The 18,747-nt window shown below is 37.5% G+C and carries 9 protein-coding genes; 4 read left to right on the top strand and 5 right to left on the bottom strand.

The window, feature by feature from the left end; genetic code table 11:
• Nucleotides 1-138 precede the first annotated feature (138 nt).
• From PHU20_RS13085 to PHU20_RS13070, 4 genes are all read left to right on the top strand, one after another.
• Nucleotides 139-1,800 carry a hypothetical protein gene (locus PHU20_RS13085; RefSeq protein ID WP_274825835.1) on the top strand — a complete coding sequence of 554 codons (1,662 nt, stop codon included), beginning with the start codon at nucleotides 139-141 and terminating at the stop codon, nucleotides 1,798-1,800.
• Nucleotides 1,801-1,946: 146 nt separating this feature from the next.
• Nucleotides 1,947-3,263: an alpha-L-fucosidase gene (locus tag PHU20_RS13080; RefSeq protein WP_274825834.1), complete on the top strand. Its 1,317-nt coding sequence runs from the start codon at nucleotides 1,947-1,949 to the stop codon at nucleotides 3,261-3,263.
• 47 nt (nucleotides 3,264-3,310) lie between these two features.
• Nucleotides 3,311-4,615 (top strand): alpha-L-fucosidase, encoded by a 1,305-nt coding sequence (locus PHU20_RS13075; protein ID WP_274825833.1) that lies wholly within the window; start codon nucleotides 3,311-3,313, stop codon nucleotides 4,613-4,615.
• Nucleotides 4,616-5,244: 629 nt separating this feature from the next.
• Complete coding sequence (locus PHU20_RS13070; protein WP_274825832.1) at nucleotides 5,245-9,270, top strand: hybrid sensor histidine kinase/response regulator transcription factor; 4,026 nt, start codon at nucleotides 5,245-5,247, stop codon at nucleotides 9,268-9,270.
• Between the two features lie 391 nt (nucleotides 9,271-9,661).
• On the opposite strand, the gene PHU20_RS13065 is transcribed toward PHU20_RS13070, so the two are convergent.
• The 5 genes from PHU20_RS13065 to PHU20_RS13045 form a co-directional block, all read right to left on the bottom strand.
• Nucleotides 9,662-11,188, bottom strand: coding sequence for an aminotransferase class V-fold PLP-dependent enzyme (locus tag PHU20_RS13065; RefSeq protein WP_274825831.1), 1,527 nt, complete (start codon nucleotides 11,186-11,188; stop codon nucleotides 9,662-9,664).
• Nucleotides 11,189-11,206: 18 nt separating this feature from the next.
• On the bottom strand, nucleotides 11,207-13,162 hold the full coding sequence (locus PHU20_RS13060; RefSeq protein ID WP_274825830.1) for a protein-disulfide reductase DsbD family protein: 1,956 nt from the start codon (nucleotides 13,160-13,162) through the stop codon (nucleotides 11,207-11,209).
• Between the two features lie 125 nt (nucleotides 13,163-13,287).
• The gene (locus PHU20_RS13055; protein ID WP_274825829.1) at nucleotides 13,288-16,089 is read right to left on the bottom strand and encodes a M16 family metallopeptidase; all 2,802 of its coding nucleotides are present in this window, start codon (nucleotides 16,087-16,089) and stop codon (nucleotides 13,288-13,290) included.
• A gap of 170 nt (nucleotides 16,090-16,259) precedes the next feature.
• On the bottom strand, nucleotides 16,260-17,444 hold the full coding sequence (locus PHU20_RS13050; protein WP_274825828.1) for a TlpA disulfide reductase family protein: 1,185 nt from the start codon (nucleotides 17,442-17,444) through the stop codon (nucleotides 16,260-16,262).
• A gap of 16 nt (nucleotides 17,445-17,460) precedes the next feature.
• Nucleotides 17,461-18,654: a TlpA disulfide reductase family protein gene (locus tag PHU20_RS13045; RefSeq protein ID WP_274825827.1), complete on the bottom strand. Its 1,194-nt coding sequence runs from the start codon at nucleotides 18,652-18,654 to the stop codon at nucleotides 17,461-17,463.
• Between the last annotated feature and the right edge of the window lie 93 nt (nucleotides 18,655-18,747).

Genomic DNA, 18,747 nt, shown 5'->3' with positions numbered 1-18,747 from the left:
TTAAAATAAACGACTGTTAGATTGCTTATACTACTAAAAAGTTGGTACTATGTTTTCAATACCTGCTGTTTAGGGTTCCTATGAAGCCATCGGCTATTTTAGTTGATCGGAAATTTCGAATGCCAAGATAAACCTAAGATGGTTCAAAAGAAGGTGAAATACATTTTATTGGTCACGATCGGGGTGTTGGCGTTATTGATGTTATTCAATAACAAGCAGCTTCAGTCACAGGTTTTTGGTGCAATAAGTTACCGTGATGTAGCGATTAAGCAAGGAAATGTCACTGTTCCCCATGATAGGACTTTGGAATGGAAAAATGAGTCGATTTTTGCCGATAGTATTTATAAGATCATCGCGAAAATGCCAATTACCGATGCGATGTTATTGAAAAAAGGGAATACCACTCGCATTCTTTTAGCCAGAATGATGTTGGGGCAGCATATTTCTGAAGTCAACGAGACCTTACAAAAGATGACTGTTTGGGGCAATTGTGGTTCATCTTGGCCACTGAACCCAAAGGGGGATTATGATTTTCCCCTAACCATCCTTACCACGATTCTTTGGAAATTTGGAGAACGCCCCGATTTGGTATATCCGGAAACCAAAAACCATCTTTTAAATGTGTTATTGTCGGAAGAGGGCAATACCTTTAGCTATACGGTACCCAAAACCTTGGGTCAGGTAATGGAAACCGAAAACCATATATTGATGACTGAAGGATCCAGATATCTAAAAAACCGATGGATTAGGTTACATGGAAATACCGATAGCTATTATAACAACATCCAAAATGGCATGGAAGAAAAACTTTTATTGTTTTTGGATGAAATGAAGACGAACGGACTGTATGAATTCAACTCCATTCCTTATCTGGGATATACCATTACCGCTTTACTGAACCTGGAAGCTTATGCTTCGGAAAAAGTAAGTACAACGGCTAGGGAGGTACTCGATTACATTAATTGGGGTTATGCCTTGAATAGCCTTAATTTAAAACATTTCCCGCCAATGCGAAGGCGATATGAAAAAGCGGGCATTCAGGAACTCACCACCGATTACCACTCGGCGTTTATAAAAGCTTGGCTCAGCTATTCGGATATGGAAAATTACGACAAAAACCTTGGCAAGGCTGCAATACACGCTCTTATGGGGGCATGTATGCCCTATCGCCCGGCAGATAAGTTCGTTTCCATGCTTTTCGATAAAAAGGACGGGTATTTTATCCGTCAGGGTCATGGTCCCGAAGCTTCACCTGAAATTAGCAGTGCCGGGAAGAATTTTCTGCTGAGTGCAGGAGGGGTGAACAGGGGTGAACGATCATTGATTGTGACCAGACCTATTTGTTTGTTCCTCAACGATCGGGAAGATCAGCTGTCGGAAATATTCCACCTTGCCGGACCAGGGGATGATTTTATGGATTGGAACAACACGGGGGTATATAAGAACTTTTCCTGTGCCGCGGGTCCGGTATCCATTCCCAAGAATGTGGATGTCATAATCAAAAATGGAAGTTGGGCCGTCTATTCAGGTCCCAAAAATGTAACCATCGTTGTTTATTCCACGCCCCGTTTTGGGTTAATGGCATTATTCGAAAATGTTGGGTCTTCGGCGATTTTTGAAAAAGTCTTAAAAGAAAACCCTGACCCTGAAGTATTGAAGGGGCAATTCCAATTTCCAGACGGCCCATTGTTGACATACGATGTTTTCGCCCTAAAAGACCAATGGGTAATGATATCGGAAGATGGTAATAAGCTCGATCGGGATTTTGATTCCTGGTCATTGATTGAAGGGGATTTGTGAATTTTGAAATTATAACAGAGGGAAAAAGGAATTCAATCCTGACATTGAAATGTAATCCATAATGGATTTGGATAAATAGGAAAAGTGGAGAATATCGGACCTGTTTGTGCCATACCGTTCTTAAAATTTAATTTAATGATAAAGCCATGATCGCGTACAAAAGATACCTTACAGCCACGTTACTGTGTTTTATAAGCACGTTTGTTTTTAGTCAGCTCAAGAATAAGCCCGAGCTTAATGGACAATTCATGGATATGGGCTTCGGGATATTCATCCATTGGAGTATGGATTCCCAATTGGGTAGCGTAATTAGCCATTCCCTGGTCGGGGCTTCGGAAGATTATGTGCAACGTTATATGGAAGAGCTTCCCAAGACATTCTATCCAAAAGATTTCGACCCCGATGAATGGGCAAGGCTCTTTAAATTAACGGGTGCGGAATATGTGGTGTTTACCACCAAACACCATAACGGTTTTTGTATGTGGGATACCGAAACCACCGATTTCAATATCATGAATACACCCTACGGTAAGGACATTACCGGCATGTTGGTGAAGTCTTTGCGTAAATACGGTTTAAAGGTCGGATTCTATTTTTCTCCGGAAGATTTTAGTTTTCTTCATAAACAGGGGCATGTCATTTCCAGAAAAGGGGAAATGACCCAAATCACCAAGAACAAAGCGCTTTTCGAATATGATAAAAGGCAAGTAAAGGAATTGGTCACTAAATACGGCCCTATTGATGTCATGTTTTTTGATGCTTTCAGCACGCGCCCCATGGCCCAATATGTACATTCATTAGACCCGAATATTGTGGTAACCCGAGGGGAAATGAGTACGCCCGAACAAAAAATACCCGGTGGTGCGCAACCTGGCCCATGGGAAACCTGTATGACCATGGGTACGCAATGGGCCTACAAACCAACCAACGAAGTATATAAAAGTGGGGAGGAACTAATAAATAAACTCATTGAAATAAGGGCGAAAGGGGGTAATTTTTTAATGAACGTAGGACCAAAACCAAACGGGGAAATACCTATAGAACAAGAAGAGCGATTAAGGGAAATTGCACTTTGGATGTTTGTAAATAATGAAGGGGTCAAAAAAGTAAGGACAGTACCCACCCAAATTAAAGATGGGGATATATGGTTTACAAAAGCCAAAGATGAAAACACGGCCTATGCCTTTATTACGAATCAACCTGAATGGTTTAAAGGAAAAAGAAGGTTGTTTTATATCCATAACTTGAAAACGACAAAGGATACCGAAATTTCCGTTTTGGGGCAGAATGATTTGATCGTGGAATATTCGCCCAACAACTTACCGGAATCCCGTTTTAAGCAACAAGACCACAACGTTGAAATCTCAATAACCAGGGCCCAAAGGGTGTACAATAACAAAATTTGGCATAACGCCATAGTAGTGAAATTAACCCATGTGGAGTTTATTGATAAACAGGATTGACCTAACCGTTTTAAAACCAATTTGTTTCAATTAAAAAATACTGAAGAATGAATTCAAATCGAAAATTTACAGTAATACTTTTTTTAGCCATAAGTTTTTCAACTTTTGCACAACTCAGGAATAAGCCTGCCATCGTGGAGGACTTCATGGATATGGGCTTCGGGATATTCATTCATTGGAGCATGGACTCACAACTGGGAAGCGTTATCAGTCATTCCATGGTTGGGGCTTCTGAGGATTATGTGCAACGTTATATGAACGAGCTCCCAAAAACATTTTATCCGGATAAATTCGACCCCGATGAATGGGCAAGATTGTTTAAGTTAACGGGAGCCGAATATGTCGTATTTACCACCAAACACCATAACGGGTTTTGTATGTGGGATACCGAAACCACCGAATTCAATATCATGAATACCCCTTACGGAAAGGATATTACGGGTATGTTGGTCAAATCTTTAAGAAAATACGGCCTAAAAGTCGGATTGTATTTTTCCCCTGAGGATTTTAGTTTTATTAACAAACAAGGACATCTTATATCTCGGAAAGGGGAAATGAGCGGCGTTGACAAAAACCCGGAATTATTGGCCTATGACAAGAAACAAATCGCAGAGTTGATTGAAAATTACAGTCCGGATATCATGTTTTTTGATTCCTTTAAAAAAGCCGATATCGTTCAGTTCGTACATAAGAAAGACCCAAACATCATGGTAACGCGAGGGGAAATAAATACCCCAGAGCAGAAAATACCGGACACCGCCATTCCAGGACCATGGGAAACCTGTATGACCATGGGTACCCAATGGGCCTACAAACCAACCAACGAAGTTTATAAAAGTGGAAAGGAACTTATCAATAAACTTATCGAAATTAGGGCGAAAGGCGGTAATTTTTTAATGAATGTGGGTCCCAAACCAGACGGCGCCATACCCATTGAGCAAGAGGAGCGTTTGCGTGAAATTGCACTATGGATGTTTGTGAACCAAGAGGGGGTTAAAAACGTAAGAACGGTTCCAGGACTCATTAAAGACGGTGATATATGGTTTACCAAGGCTAAAAATGAAAACACGGCTTATGTGTTCATTACCAACCAACAGCATTGGTTTAAGGGTTTCAGGAGGAATTTTTTACTGAAAAATATCAAAGCCACAGAAAACACGAAAGTTTCCGTATTGGGGCAAAATGATAAGGTGGTGGAATATTGGCCGGAAAACGACCCGAAAACTACGTTTGTCCAACATAAGGATAGGTTGGAAATATCGGTAAGTAAGGCCCATAGGTTATACAATAATAAAATTTGGCCCAATGCCATTGTGGTAAAGGTTACCAATGTTGAATTCTCTGAGCTTTAAATGGCCATTTTAGGATTCATGAAAGGTTGTCGTTAGAAGAATGTGCCACTATTGCCGATGATTTGGATCTTGTAAAAAAAACAAAGCTGAACGATGGGTGCCCTTTGCATGGAAGGGGTATGTAATTTATTGTGGTCATGTCCAAGCTTTACCCTCGATTCGTAATGTTCAGTACACCTTCCGAAGTATACCGGTGCGGAATTCCCATAATGGACCATCAATTCAATTTAGATAGAAAGCAATTGGGCATAGGTTGAAGAATCAGCGGATCTTAAAGGGACTGTAGGCTTAAACGTTTCTGGGCAAACCTATTGAAATTGATTAGGATGGGCTTGTGGTAAATACTTCCGATCAGGACCCATAAGGGAGAAAATAACACTTCAACTTCCGAAACCAATAGGGGATTGGGAAACTGTAGGTGAGAACGTTGATAATAAGGATAAAAAATAGCATGTAGGGTCAAGAATCATTAATTTTATTGAAAATTGAAAAAATAGATTCGAAATGTGAATCTAAACGTATTCGCTAAATTTTGATTTCAATTTGTTGTTTAAGCATTAAAAACAAGGAATGGGTGATGTTACATCCATCCCATTGGAATAAACACCTTAATCGCTAAAAAAAAATATATGGCATACCGTTTTGTCATGTTTTCCATGATGTTGTTCTTTAGTTGTTCGTTTGCACAGGGCATCAAATTTGAACACTATAATGATAACAGTGGTTTGTCCCATAATTCGGTACGCCATTTGGTCCAGGACAAACATGGTTTTTTATGGATAGGTACTTTTTCAGGGCTTAACCGTTTTGATGGTTATGAGTTTAAATCGTATGTAAGCAATTCGGAAGGGGAAAATAAAATCAATGACGATGATATCACCGCCTTGGAATTGGATGCGGATTCCAACAACCTGTGGATCGGTACCCGTAGGGGATTGACACTTTTAAAGTTGGATACCTATCAATTTACTACATTCTTAAATGAAGAGGGGAACCCCAATAGCTTACCCGATGATGAAATCCGTTCCGTTTTTGTGGATGTGCACAATCGGGTTTGGGTGGGTACAAAGGATAAAGGGCTCTATATATTTCATTTGGAGGAAAATAGGTTCGAAAAAATAAATCTGCCCGGTTTTAAATATATCAAGGAAATTTTTGAAGATTCATCCGGAAATATTTGGATCGGTAGTTTTGGAACAGCTTCCGTAGCAAAAATAACACTCCAAAGTAATGGGGAAATACAACGAACTTCTTCCTACACCCTGAATTTCCCTAATACCGTTGAGGTAAATCCATATTTGAATTTCATTTATGAAGACGGCAAAAAGGATATTTTCATAGGTACCAGAGAGGGGCTGTATAAATTGAATAAAGATGAAAATAAATTTGAGAACCTTTTTATCGAGGACAGTGAAACAAGGGATGCCTTAGGGCCTTATTTTGTTTCCGTTGCCCAATCGCCCGATGGTAAATACTGGGTGGGAACCCTTGGGGGGCTCTTGGTCTGTAATCGTTTGGAAGATATCCCCAATGGGGATTTTAAGCGGTATTATTCCATTTTGACCGATCAAACCTCCTTGGTTGATAATCTGGTTTCATCCCTTTATTTTGATGCTTCAGGTATTTTATGGATCGGCACCGAAGATGGTTTGGATAAATATGATCCCTATGAGAACCAATTCAACTTCAATAAGGATATATCAAGATTCATCGATGGTCAAGCCCCCAGAATTAGGGGGTTTGCCAAAACATACAATAATAATATTGTGGTGGCGACCAGGCATAACGGTTTATTCGTTAATGAAAATGGGCAGTTTGTCCCACTTTACCATAATCAAAACGATATCGCCAGTATATATTCCGATGATGGTAAGATATTTTATTGTGGATTGTGGAATGGTCGGGTATTGATATACGATTATTTAAAGAATAAATCGGCAGTAGTTGATATTGGTTTTGAAGCGGTGCCCATTTCTGCAATCAAGAAAGTACAGAACGATAAACTTGTTGTAGGGTCTTTTGGTGAAGGGGCGAAAATGATGAAAATACATGGTTCGACCATTTTACCCTATAAAACCAATGTATTGGATGACGGTGATATAAATGCGATTATTGCCGACAGTCTTAATAATATTTGGTTTGCTACCGAAGCTGGGGTGGTAAAGTATAGTATGACCGAAAGAATAACCTATACATCCTCATTGAACGGAAAAGAAGGTCTGCCCCATAATAATGTAAGTGATATTATTTTTGATAACACCGGAAGACTTTGGGCGGCAACCCGAAGTGGGTTGGGGTATTTTGATGTGGAAAAAAATAATTTCATGCCTTTGGGGGATTACAGTGAATTGTCGGGCAAATGGGTGACCGATTTTCTTTTGGACGCCAATGGGAATTTATGGTTGAACGTGAACAACAATAGCGTTGCGTGGATAAACCCAAGTACCGATAGTTATAATATCTACCATGTGAATAGTGGGAATCGATTGGACTTTTTCAGTTCCTGTGGATTTTACAATTTTGGGGAATCCAACATTTATTTGGGCGGCAAGAATGGCATCATATATTTCTCTCCCTCAAGCATTATCGAAAATCAAAATGCTCCCCGTCCCATAATTACGGAAATAAAGATTGAGAACGAGGTAATATTGCCCGAAAAGGAAATTAATGGTGAAATTCCGCTTAAAAAGGATATCAATGAGACTAAAAGTCTGACACTCAGTTATAAAAACAGGAATTTCTCACTTCAATTCTCAACACCTTCCTATTCCAATGAGCGCCTTAATAAGTTTGAATACATGCTTGAAGGTTTTGATGATAATTGGATAACGACCACTAGTAATTCCAGGACCGTTCAGTATACCAATCTGTTTCCGGGAGATTATGATTTCAAGATCAAATCAAGTAACAGTGATGGCAATTGGAGCGAGGCCGTATCCTATACTATTAGGATCGAACGTCCATTTTGGTTAACCTATCAGGCACTGTTCCTATTCCTATCGATCTTAGCGCTCACCTTTTATTTCATCAGACGGGAGGTTAAAAACCGGATACGTCTAAAACAAGAACTGGTGACCGAAAAGGTAAATAGGGAACGTGATATTAAACTAAACAATGAAAAATTAAGGTTTTTTACGAATATTTCCCATGAGTTGCGAACACCACTAACATTGATCCTAGGGCCTGTCAAACAGTTGATGGAAGACGGTCGTGACCAAAGTACCGAATATCAAAAAAGCAGGTATAACCTCATTCACCAAAATGCGAGTAGATTGTTGAACTTGGTGAATCAGGTGCTCGATTTCAGAAAAGCCCAGACAGGGGAACTTAAACTGAAAGTTTCTAAAACCGATATACTACAGTATACCCGAAATACTTTTGATTCTATCAAGGAATTCGCCTACAACAAGCAAATACACTTTCATTTCCATACCGAATCCGATTCGCTCGTCGGATGGTTGGACAGGGATAAGTATGATAAAATTCTTTACAACTTATTGTCGAATGCCATCAAATTCACGGAAAAGTTCGGGCATGTCGATTTATTTGTCGGACTGAAGGATTATGACAAAGGCCACTTGATCATTGAAGTCAGCGATGATGGTATAGGCATACCCAAAAAAAGCCAGGAAAAAATATTCACAAGGTTTTATCAAGCGACCAATAGTAAAGAAAATAATACGGGGTCAGGAATTGGACTGTCTTTGGTCAAGTCCTTGGTCGATTTGCATAAAGGCAGTATCAAAGTTAAAAGTACGCCGAATATAGGGAGTGTATTTACCGTAATCATACCCATAAATCGCGAAAGCTATGATCAGGAAGAAGTTTTTGATTTGGCAACCAACAAAGAAAGAAAAGATGTTGTTCCCGATATTCCTGTAAAAAGGCCACTTATAAATACCGAGATAAAAGAAAAAATCCTGGTTATCGAAGACAATTTAGAGTTGCGAAAATATATAGTGGATTATCTATCAGGGTGCTATAAGGTTTACGAGGCCGAAAATGGGGAAGAGGGCTTACAACTTTGTCGTCAAATAAAACCCATATTGTGCGTGGCGGACGTGATGATGCCTGTTATGGACGGCTTTGAATTTTGCAAGGTGCTTAAAAATGATGAATTTATAAGTCATATTCCCGTGATATTGTTGACCGCGCTTTCAGAAAATGAGGACAAAGTACGTGGTTTCGATTTAGGGGCCGATGGTTATTTGGTAAAACCCTTTGATCCCTCCCTGTTGAAATCAAGGATAACCAATATTATCAAAACCAGGTTGGAACTTAAATCCAAATTTTCGGATGATGCCGATAGTGAAATAGGATTGCTGGTGCATTCTCCCGTGGATAAGGATTTTATGGAAAAAGTATGTGGGCTGATAGAAAAAAATATAAGTAATCCTGATTTGAGCACTGGTTTCTTATGTGACGAACTGGGCGTAAGTTCTTCGAAACTTTACAGGAAAATAAAAGAGTTGACAGACCTGTCTCCCAACGAGTTTGTACGTACCGTAAGGTTGAAAAAATCCACCAAGTTCCTTAAGACCAAAAAATACAACGTATCAGAAGTAACTGATATGGTAGGCTTCAACGATCCCTTGTATTTCAGCAGACGTTTTAAGCAGCAATTTGGTTTTCCTCCCAGCAGATTATTGAAATAGTATGTTTTTGATCAGTAAGGTTGTAAAGAACCATTTTTATAAAGAGATGATATGAATTAAAAAGCCTTTTAGGAAATTGAAAGACTTTTGATTCAATATAGGGGACTTGACATGAACCGGCGACCTTCGGGTTATGGGTAGCAAGAATTCCATTTTTCAAACTATGTTATAGGGGTTCCATGCTGTATAAAAACCTATATCTTATGTAAAAACGTAAGCAGGTTTAGTCTTCAGGTGATTAAATAATATTCCGGATTAAACCAAATTCATTAAATGTTCTCTAAATGATTCTTAACATCAAGCAATGAAAACAATGAACCTTCAAAGATGACAATCCATTATTTTAACGAAAAGCTATCATAATCATAATTAAAGAATAGACCAACTGTGGCTATTCAAACCAACCCTTGATTATTCCATTCTCAACATCATGATTTTCTTTATGGATATACTCGTTTTTAATAAAGTCATATTCGTAATCTTCTTCCCATGTTTTGTAGTTGTTTGCCACTTGCTCAATGGCATCACAAATAAACTCGATCTCGGCATTGGTCATGGTCGGATGAATGGACATACGTATCCAGCCCGGACGCTCCATTAAACAGCCCTCCAATATTTTTAACTCAATGGATTTTGATGTTGGCTGATCTACATTCAATAAATAATGCCCATACGTACCAGCACAGGAACAGCCACCCCTGGTTTGGATTCCAAAACGGTCATTCAACAATTTTACTACTAAATTGTAGTGCGCATTTTCTATATAAAATGAAAACACGCCTAAACGTTCTGTGTGATCAGGTGCTAATAGGTTTAAATTATTGATTTTTGATAGTCTTTCAAAAATAATGGTATTCAATTCGCGCTCTCTTTCCATGATGTTTTCAATGCCCATTTTTTCCTTCAACTTAATGGAAAGTGCAATTCTAATGGCTTGTAAAAAACCAGGGGTTCCACCATCTTCGCGGGTTTCTATATCATCTATAAAATCATGGTCGCCCCAAGGATTGGTATAGGAAACGGTTCCACCTCCCGGGTTATCGGGCACTAGGTTTTTATATAGTTTTTTATTGAATATCAAAACACCTGTTGTTCCGGGGCCACCTAAAAATTTATGTGGTGAAAAAGTGATGGCATCTAAGTATTCGTCTTCGCTTTTAGGATGCATATCTATCTGGACATAAGGTGCTGAGCATGCAAAATCCACAAAACACAAACCGTTATTTTGGTGCATTATTTTAGCGATGCCGTGGTAAGGTGTTCTAATTCCCGTTACGTTGGAACACCCTGTAATTGCTGCTATTTTTATGGGCGTTTGACTGTGTTCTTGTAGTAGTCGCTCCAAACTTTCCAAACACGGCAAACCTTCCCTATTGGACGGAATGACCTTAACCCGTGCAATGGTTTCTAACCAGGAGGTTTGGTTAGAGTGATGTTCCATGTGTGACACAAAAACTATAGGTCTTTTTTCTTCTGGAATTTGGGTGTGTTCTTTCAGATTTTCGTTGACCTTAATGCCCAATATACGCTGAAACTTATTGATAGCCCCGGTCATACCGGTACCTTCGGTTAACAATACATCATCACTGGATGCGTTAACGTGCCTTTTTATGATAGCTCTGGCATCACGATAGGCATGCGTCATCACACTTCCTGTTATTGAGGTTTCGGTATGTGTGTTGGCAACAAACGGACCAATTTCATAAAGTAATTTTTCTTCAATGGGTCTGTATAGTCTTCCGCTGGCGGTCCAATCGGCATATATGATTTTTTTTTCTCCGTAAGGGGATATGAATGTCTTGTCCAAACCCACTACATGATCTCTAAATGCCGAAAAATAGGTTTCAAGATTTGATGTTGATACCGCTTTTTGGCGTGAATCTGATGTCCCTTTTAGAAAATTTCTGATAACATTCATCTATCTATAATAAAAATATCATTGTTTAAAGTTTTTAATTCCTTCATGCAGCCAATTGTGATATGCTTTAGGATCTGGGGTGTAGGCAACGGGGTCTATTAAGTTTTCTTCACTGTGATCCATCAGAACATAAAATGGTTGCGAATTTGCCTTGTACCTTAAAGTTTGCAATTCACTCCATTTTTGACCAATATATTTCAATTGTTTCCCGGGTTTTAATTGGGATGCCGTTATTTCATGGGGTTCCAACGGGCGTTTATCATCAACATATAATGAGATTAAAACCACATCATTTTTAAGGATGTTCAATACTTCAGGTTTTGGCCAAACGTTTTGCTCCATTTTTCTACAGTTTACACAGGCCCAACCTGTAAAATCAATCATTACCGGTTTATTCACTTCTTTAGCATATGCCAAGCCTTTATCATAATCATTAAAGGCTAAAATATCATGTGGTGCCAATAGGTGGGCACCATCGGGCAAACCTAATTGAGTGTCTAAAACATTTGTTGTCCCTAATTTAGAAAACCCAACACCATAAGGGGATTCGCTATAGTCCTGTGGTGGTGGGAAGGCACTTATTAAATTTAATGGTGCGCCCCAAAGCCCTGGAATCATATAGATGGTGAATGATAGTACCACCAATCCCAAACCTAATCTACCTACCGATATATGGTTTAGTGGGGAATCGTGAGGTAATTGTATTTTTCCAAATAAATAAAATGCCAAAGCTCCAAAAATGGCTATCCAGATGGCTAAAAATACTTCACGTTCCAGTAAATGTGCTTGCAATACCAAATCAGCTTGTGATAAAAATTTAAATGCCAAGGCCAGTTCTAAAAAACCTAAAACAACTTTAACCGTATTTAGCCAACTTCCGGATTTTGGCAATGAGTTTAACCAACCTGGAAAGGCAGCAAATAATGCAAAGGGTAATGCAATGGCCAATGAAAAACCGAACATCCCTATTATAGGTGCTAAACCTCCTTTGGATGCGGCTTCTACCAACAAGGTACCGACAATGGGCCCAGTACATGAAAATGACACAATGGCCAATGCCAATGCCATAAAAAAGATACCTATGAGTCCACCTCTATTGGCTTTTGAGTCTACGCTATTGGCCCAAGAATTTGGTAACATAATTTCAAAAGCGCCTAAAAACGAGACTGCAAAAACGACTAGCAGAAAAAAGAAAATAATATTAAACCAGACATTGGTTGCCAGAGCGTTTAAGGCGTCGGCCCCAAAAACACCTGTTACTGCAGTTCCTAATAACACATAAATAACAATGATGCAAACCCCATAAATAATGGCGTTTTTTATGCCTTTTGCCTTGGTTTTACTTTGTTTGGTAAAAAAACTCACCGTCATTGGAATCATGGGAAATACGCAGGGTGTCAACAACGCTGCAAAACCTGATAGAAATGCAATGAAGAATATACCCCAAAGTCCTTTCTTCGAAGCTTTAACGGAATTTCGAGGTGAAATTATATTAGTGGTTGTATCCGATGCTTCAGTTTTTGAATTGTCCGAGAGGCTAAAAACCAAATCGATTTCGGTGGGTGGTAAACAGCGCGCATCGTCACACACCATAAATTCCACAGATCCATTGATGCTTTTTGTTCCTGGCCGAACTTCTACTTTTTGTTTGAAAATGGCCGAATTTTCAAAAAATTTAATTTCCATTTCAAAAACGGGGTCGTGTACCGTATGCCCTATTTCTTCCTCTGTATTGTCAATTATTTTAAAACTACCATCACTGTCATCATAGGAAAACGTAGTTGGTATTGGACCATTTTCGGGAACGTTTTGGGAATATAGATGCCAACCTGTTTCAATTGAGGCTTTACTTATTAATTCATAATGGGTATCGGAAATTTTTTCAACAGAGGTAGACCAGGATACGGGATCTAAAATTTGGGAAAACCCACTTGTGGTAAAGGCAAATACTATAATTATCAATAACTTTTTCATAATTACATTTCGTTGATTCATTAAAAAAAAGGGCTATTGATACTAGCCCTTTTCGGCATCTATCTATTAAACTTATGGTTGGCCAACTCAAAAAATTAAACTAAAAACAATTTTATTCAGAAAGACTATATTTTTTCTTTTAATGGTTTAAATACTATTTCATAAGACTTTCCTTTCTTTAGTAATTGCTTTGCTAAGGTTTTAATATCCTTTTTGCCAATACCCTTAATTACATCTTCAAAGTTTTTTGACTCATCCATATTATATCCGTCCCTGAAAAACGTTGTTAATAAAGCCATGTCATAATTATTATTGCTTTTGGATTGTTCCCTGGATTTTTTATAACTGGTAAGTGTTTTGTCGAGATCCTCTTGTTTAATATCTCCTATTGCCAATTTTGACAATTCACCATGAACAATACCTATAAGTTTTTCTGCCAATTCAGGATTACAATCAAAACCAACTGATAAGTACGATAAAACTTTAGGGGCCTTGGTTAAAAATGCCTGCGCTCTAGGGCTATACACTCCACCTTCTTCTTCACGAAGTGTTTCGGTTAATCTTAATTGCAGAATATCACCTAAAGCCTGAGTTACAAGTTTATTTTTAACCGTGTAATCATTGATTATTTTAAATGCTATATTAACATTGGTTTTGGGGTCTTCCATAGGAAGAAAAATATCTTCATCTACTTTGCTACTGTTCCATGAAGCGGCTACGTCTTTATAGGTTTCCGTATTTGTAGTAGTTGGTAAACTAGCTATATATTTTGATAATAATGGTTCTAATTGATCTGCTTTTACATCACCTACAATAAAGAACTCAAAATCTGACGGATTGGCAAATCTGCCTAAATACACAGTTTTCATCTTGTTAAAACTAATGTCATTGGCAAATTCTCTGTCAAAGATTCTTTTTCTAGGATTATCATTACCGTACAAGGTAGTTGTAATGCTGTCCTTTATTTTCTCATTTACATCTTTACTCCTTCTAATAAGGTAATTATTGATGTTACCTTGTAATACTTGAAACGCTTGTTCGTCAAAACGGGGTTTAACAAAGTGTAAATGCGCCAATTGCAACATGGTTTCGACATCTTTTGAAGTGGAGGACCCTTTAAGATTTTCTGTAGTTTCGCCTATGCCAGGTGCCATTGAAGCTGTTTTCCCCGCTAAAATTTTTGGTAGTTCCGTGGCTGAAAATTCCCCTAATCCAGACATTTGAATTAGGTTGCCTACGAGGTTGGCAGATGGTAAATCTTCATCTTTTATCAATGAATTACCTCCCTGGCTTATGGCATAAAATGCTACAGTGTTTTTCTGTTTATCGGCAAATTTATAATGAACTTTAATACCATTGCTTAGTGTATAGGTTGTTGAACCAAGGGCCTTATTGTTTTCAGTCTTTTCAATATTTCCTTCGTTTATATCCAGTCCTGAAATTAAAGATTTACCTTCAAATACTTCAGTGTAAGGGGTAAGGTGCGGGTTGTTTTCGACCGTATCAATAGTAGTATGGGCTTGCTCCTCTGTTAAGTTGTTTTGGCCCTCAACCCCTGTGACATTCAAAAACCTATTCTTTTTTGCATACAGCCTTTTGATGGTGTTATGCAAGGTTTCTGGAGTAAAAGAAGCAAATAATGTTTTAGCAATAGCATACTCCTTTTCAATATCAGCTATGGTTTTGTTATTTAGATAGTTGTCTTTTATAACACTAATTATCGCTCCGTGATGTTTATCATCTTTTTTTGCTATTTGTGTTTCATAGTGGTTAGAAAACTTTTTTATAGTTCTATCAATTTCTGAGGATGTGAAACCGAATTTAACGGCTCTAAAAACTTCTGTAAGCACCTCAGCGAAAGATTGTTGTTGCTCTCCCGGTTTTGGGGTTATTCTAATATTGAAAACATTATTTCTTCTTGACATTGATTTATACCCCAAACTAGCTCCTAAAAAATGTGCATCCGGTTTTTGGGCCACTTCCTTTATTCTTGCAGAGAGCATATTCGTAACCATTGATTCTAATAATGCGTTCTTTAAATCTTCAACTGTTTGGTCTTTTGAAGATTTCTCATGACGGATACCGAAGTTTAACAGTGCAGTTGAAATTTCTTTATCCAATCCTAGGCTATAAAGCATTTTTTTGTTTTCCGGAACTTCAATAATAAAACGTTCCCTAGGGTTTTTTACGGCTGGAATTCCTGAAAAAAGCTTTTTGATTTTTGTTTCAATCGCATTCACATCAATATCACCAACTACAGCAATGGCTTGTAAATCGGTTCTGTACCAATCATGATAAAAATCGCGTAGCGCTTGGTACTCAAAATTCTCAACAACACTCATTGAACCAATGGGTAATCTTTCGGCGTACTTGGAATGGTTAAACGTTATTGGTAATGAAGATTGAAACAAACGCATTTGTCCGGTTTGGCGTGTTCTCCATTCTTCCTTGATCACACCCCTTTCGGCATCAACCTCTTCATCTGTCAACAATAGGTAATTACACCAATCATGCAACACCAATAAGCCTTTTTCTATGAGTTCCGGGGTTGTTGGGACATTGTTGATGTTATAAACTGTTTCGTCAAAAGAAGTGTAGGCATTTATATCCCTACCAAATACCAAACCTTTTTCTTCAAACGTATTAAGGATTCCTTTGCCTTTGAAATTCTCGGTTCCATTGAATGCCATATGTTCCAAAAAATGAGCTAAACCTTGTTGGTCGTCATTTTCTAAAACAGACCCTACATTTTGAATAATGTAATAACTGGCAGCGTCTTTTACTACATCCGTACTTTTAATGTAATACGTTAAACCATTGGGTAGCACCCCTTTTTTGATACTTTCGTCTTCTGGAATTGGAGCCCGTAAATCTTGTGCAAAAATATTTGTACTTATTAGTAGAAACAAAGCTGATAATTTTCTCATGTAATGTTTTTTATATGTTTATTTGAATTGTAGGTATTAAATTATCCCTTTCCCCCTGGCAGTTAAATATCAATTATCAAAACACGGTTTGTTACTAGTGTTTTCTATAGCTATTTGATTTTGATTTAGAGGTCATGGAGAGTAATATCATTTTAGATTTATTTTGGTGTTTATTTGCTCAAAAGATCTTCTAAAAGATTAAAGGCCTCTTCGCCATTACCAACAATTCTTTTAATGATTTTTCCTTTCATATCTACAATGAACTTTGTTGGAAAGCCTTGTACGTTAAACCTATTTACAAAATTATCGGCAGTATTTTTTTTGTCGCTCATTAGTTGTAGCCAAGTATAATCATGCTCTTGAACAAACTTTTGGATTTTTTCTTTGGTATCACCTGAGTTAATTCCTATCACCACCAATTTATCTTTGTGTTTTTCTTGAAACTGTTTTATAATTGGCATTTCTGCCATACAGGGTCTACACCAAATACCCCAAAAATCTATCAGGACATATTTACCTCTCAAAGAAGTGATATCAAATTCCTTTCCGTTCAGGGTTGCATTCGTTTTTATACTTGGTACGGGAAAACCATCGGCAGTTGTTTTTATACCTTGTATACGCGATGATACATTTTGATAATCTGAATATTCAGCTAAATCTGTAGATAATGAACTGAACAACATTTTAGCTTGGTCATTGGATATTTGGGTGCGTAACATTAAATCATTTAAGTACCAGGCAGAAGCTAAATCGTTTGGATTATTTTTAATGTGATCGGTTAAAGCATCAATGGATTTTTTGAAAATGGCTTCAGATTCTTTATTAATGGCTTCTTTTTTAACTTCCTCTTCCTCATAAGTGGTTTGTACGGCTAAGTTGCCCATTTCGTTATACATTGGGTACATTAGCTTATTAACCTTTGCTAAGCCATCATTATATGCATTTCCACTTGGATAGGCATCAAAAAAATCTTTTGCTTCACCATTTATGGTAACATGTGCACCTGGAGATGCATAGACCATAATAGAGGCACATTTTACGGGTAAATAGCCTTTTCCCCCCTTAGGTATTTTGGACAACTTTTTATCTGCCCCCCTAAATGAAGGAAATATTCTGAGCATGGATAATTCAGAAACAGTAGTTGTTAATGTAAATTTGCCATTATTGACTACAATGGAATCTGATGGTGTAGCTCGGTCATATTTTTTATCTGGGTGCCTATAATATAAATTACCGTTTAAGCCTTTAATTTCTCCTGTAAGGGTAAAGCTGTTATCATTGTTTTGAGCTGAACTATGCGCTATTCCTATAAGTAGAATTAAACCGATAAAAATTATATTTTTAATATTTTGCATTTTTCAATTAGTTAGTTTAATAGCCAAATAGCTCTTTTAGTTTCATATCCAATTCTTCCTTTGATGGGTTTCTAAGAATGATTTTTTCATTGTTATCCATTAAAAAGGAGGTAGGTAAAAAGGAAACCCCGTAATTTGTTGAAACATCGCCTTTATTGGCATTTGCTGTGCCCTTTGATGTATTGGTCGCATCAAATACATGTAACCATGGTGTCTGGTCTTCTTCAATTGCTTTTCGCCATTTATCTTCACCATCCGAAGTGGCTATACCTATAATTTCAAAGCCATCATTTTTATATTTTTCTCTTAATTCTTTCAAATGCGGAAATGATTTTCTGCAGGGAATACACCAACTGGCCCAAAAATCTACCAACTTATACTTGGCATTGATCTTTGAAAGACGTACCGGTTGGCCTTCTAGATTATTTAAAGTGAAATCTGGAGCAATGCTGCCAACACCTAATTTTTCAAAATAATTTTTATAAATTTTTGAAATGTGGGATATAAAAAAGTTTGTTTTGCGAGCGTCTCCTTTAAAGAGGTTATAGAACTCTTCTAGCTCTTCAGCGGTCATTCTAACTTCGCTGTAAAAGTATCCTAAGATATATACCGATGCCGGATCCTCCGGATTATTACGAACAAAATCATACTTTTTGTTTTTGTATCTTTCAGATCTTTCTTTAGTCAAAGGACTTAATTCAACTTTTAATTTTTGTGCTTTTTCAAGGTATGATGTATCCTTTTTTGCTTTAACAAATAAGGCTTTTAAAGTGTCTAATTGGCTATACTTGGCGTCTTTAAAAACTGCTAGACAGGCTGCATCCGCTTTTTGATATAATTCATTGCTGTTGGAGCCCGTAACTTCGAATTTAAAATAAGGGCTTTTTTCCTTTTTCCGGGTAACATCGATATCAATTTTTATATCGCTATTTTCAATTATGAATTGAGCTTGAAATTTGGATTCAACCACTAAATTTACCATATCTGGATGGTCTACCTTTCCTTTGAATTCAAATTTACCATTGGCAATTTTAACACTATCTATGGTTTTTATTTTAGACCGATCACGAAACCCTCCTTCTTTGAGTTTGATATAAACATTATCAAGATTTTTTACATTGCCTGAAATAGTATAGCCCTCTGTATTTACCTGCCTTTTACAAGAACCGGTAAATGCGAATAATACGAGTAATAAAAAAAGTTTATGCATTGATTTTAGTGTTTTGAGGTGTCGGTTATCAGCTAATAATGTAGCTCCCTATTGAGAAATACAAACAGATGAAAACTTTACCAATTTATTTTT

This window comes from Maribacter polysaccharolyticus (assembly GCF_028882255.1).
In the GTDB taxonomy this organism is placed as follows: domain Bacteria; phylum Bacteroidota; class Bacteroidia; order Flavobacteriales; family Flavobacteriaceae; genus Maribacter_A; species Maribacter_A polysaccharolyticus.
Note: the sequence above shows the minus strand (reverse complement) of the source record. Positions and strands in the feature narration are given on the sequence as shown.